3 protein-coding genes and 1 pseudogene are annotated in these 2,337 nt (G+C 64.4%); 2 read left to right on the plus strand and 2 right to left on the minus strand.

The features are described from left to right. Window positions 1-213 (minus strand): annotated as a pseudogene (mogA, locus tag ACE3PP_RS05020) (molybdopterin adenylyltransferase); the annotation flags it as partial. Continuing rightward, complete coding sequence (gene yjgA / locus ACE3PP_RS05025) at window positions 206-742, minus strand: ribosome biogenesis factor YjgA (protein WP_374378614.1); 537 nt, start codon at window positions 740-742, stop codon at window positions 206-208. The pseudogene mogA and the gene yjgA, both read right to left, overlap by 8 nt. Before the next feature lie 69 nt (window positions 743-811). Between yjgA and pmbA the strand changes: the two genes are divergently transcribed. Further along, window positions 812-2,155 (plus strand): metalloprotease PmbA, encoded by a 1,344-nt coding sequence (pmbA, locus tag ACE3PP_RS05030; protein ID WP_374378617.1) that lies wholly within the window; start codon window positions 812-814, stop codon window positions 2,153-2,155. 99 nt (window positions 2,156-2,254) lie between these two features. Further along, window positions 2,255-2,337: twin-arginine translocation signal domain-containing protein (locus ACE3PP_RS05035; protein WP_374378619.1), on the plus strand; the 83-nt coding region annotated here is incomplete at its 3' end.

The following is a 2,337-nucleotide window of genomic DNA, read 5'->3' on the forward strand; positions in this document are numbered from 1 at the left end:
CACCAGGTGGCACTGGTCGCGGTCGACCAAGGAAATCAGCGTATTTTCGATAGTCGCCCGGTCGTCGGCGATCAGCCGCGTTTCGGCGCGCCACGGGGTGGTCAGGGCGCTGTCCAGCCATTCGCGCAGGGCCGGGATGCCCTTGTCTTCATAGACACCGGTCGAAGCGCGGTCGCTGATCGATACCAGGCCGACGACCAGTTGCTCACTCATCTTCAGGCTCCTGGGCAGCCGGCACGCCCTTCTGGTCGAGTTCCTGCAGGATCTGGAAGATGGCGCGGAAATTCTTCGGCGGCTTGTTGTTTTCCTTTTCCTTCAGCGCATTGCGGCGCAGGGTGCGCAGATGTTGCAGGTCGACGCCGGGCCATTGGGCGGCAATCTCGGTGAGCACCGCTTCGTCTTCGAGCAGGCGTACGCGGAGGCGCTCCAGGCGGTGCAGGCGGGCGGTTTCGGCGGACGATTCGCCGCGCAGCAAGGCCAGGCCGGCGCGGATCGGTTCGTCATCGACGCTGCGCATCAGTTTGCCGAGATACTGGATCTGCCGGCGGCGGGCGCCGTGGGCGGTGATCTTCTGGCAGTCGCGCACGGCATCGAAAATGTTTTCCGGCACGTTGATGCGTTTCAACTGGCCGACGGACAGTTCGACCAGTTCGGCGCCGAGGTCGCGCAACTCGTGCATGACCTCCTTCTGCTTGGTTTTCGAGGGGCGGCCGGTGTCTTCGGTGAAATCTTCGTCTTGCATGGAAACCAATCGGAGGCGGTCAATGGCGGGCTGTTATGATAGCGATTTTCCCGCTCCGACGCCCCTTCCATGTCCGAAACTGCCGCATTTTCCTACGCTTTCGCCACCCTGCAGCAACTCGCCGAGGACGTGCTCAAGCACGCCAGCAACAAGGGGGCGACGGCCTGCGAAGTCGATGTCTCGGAGGGCTTCGGGCAGTCGGTGACGGTGCGCTGCGACGAGGTGGAAACCATCGAGTTCAATCGCGACAAGGGCATCGGCATCACGGTCTATTCCGGTCAGCGCAAGGGCTACGCCAGCACCTCCGACTTCTCGGCGCAGGCACTGCGCGAAACGGTCGAGGCCGCGCTTAACATCGCCCGGTTCACCGCCGAGGACGATTGCGCCGGCCTGGCCGACGCGGCGTTGATGGCCAGGGATTGCCCCGATCTCGACCTTTACCACCCGTGGGCGCTGAGTGTCGAGGAGTCGATCGAGACTGCCCGCCGCTGCGAGCAGGCCGCCTTCGATGCCAGCCCGCTGGTCAGCAATTCCGAGGGAGCCTCCATTTCGACCCAGCAGGCCCATTTCGTGTCGGCCAACAGCCTGGGCTTCATGGGCGGCTATCCGACTTCGCGCCACTACATTTCGTGCTCGGTCATCGCCGGCGAGCAGGACGCCATGCAGCGCGACGACTGGTACACCACCCATCGCGACGCCATGCGCCTCGACGATCCGCTCCAGGTCGGCCGCATCGCCGCCGAGCGTGCCGTCGCCCGCCTGGGCGGCCGCAAGGTCAAGACCGGCGAGTTCCCGATCATTCTCGAAGCGCCCCTGGCCGGCGGCTTGCTCGGCAGCCTGGTGCACGCCGCCAGTGGCGGTGCGCTGTACCGCAAATCGTCCTTCCTGCTCGACCAGTTGGGCAAGAAGATCATGCCGGACTTCGTGCACATCGCCGAGCGCCCGCATATTCAATGCGGGCTGGGCAGCGCCTCCTTCGATAGCGACGGCGTGGCGACGCGCGACCGCGACGTGGTCCGCGACGGCATCCTGCAAGGCTACTTCCTCAGCGCCTACACGGCGCGCAAGCTGGGCATGCAAACGACGGCCAATGCCGGCGGCAGCCACAACCTGATCATCGAGCCCGGCCAGTACGATCTCGACGGTCTGCTCGCCCAGATGGGCCGCGGCCTGCTCGTCACCGAACTGCTCGGCCACGGCATCAACTACGTAACGGGCGACTACTCGCGCGGCGCTGCCGGCTACTGGGTGGAGAACGGCAAGATCGCCCATCCGGTCGAGGAAATCACCATTGCCGGCAACCTCAAGGCCATGCTGGCCGGCATTGTGGCCGTCGGCAACGACGTGCAGGTGCGTGGCACCAAGCAGACCGGCTCGATCCTGATCGACCGGATGACCATCGCTGGCGAATGAGCGATTAGGGTTTTCCGCAACTCGCCAATCCAGCCCACTTGGTGAAGAATACGTTCAGCCAACAGGCTTGACGTGACTTACCCCTTTGGAGGAGACAATATGCAACGTCGTGATTTTCTGAAAAAAGCTTCCATCGGTGCCGCTGCCGGCGCCGCAACCACCCTGGCCGCCCCGGCCATTGC

The sequence above is a fragment of the Dongia sp. genome, from assembly GCF_041910485.1.
Classification (GTDB): Bacteria; Pseudomonadota; Alphaproteobacteria; order Dongiales; family Dongiaceae; genus Dongia.

Coding starts and splice junctions, on each gene's coding strand:
- yjgA (WP_374378614.1), bottom strand. CDS start 742: ATGCAAGACGAAGATTTCACCGAAGACACCGGCCGCCCCTCGAAAACC.
- pmbA (WP_374378617.1), top strand. CDS start 812: ATGTCCGAAACTGCCGCATTTTCCTACGCTTTCGCCACCCTGCAGCAA.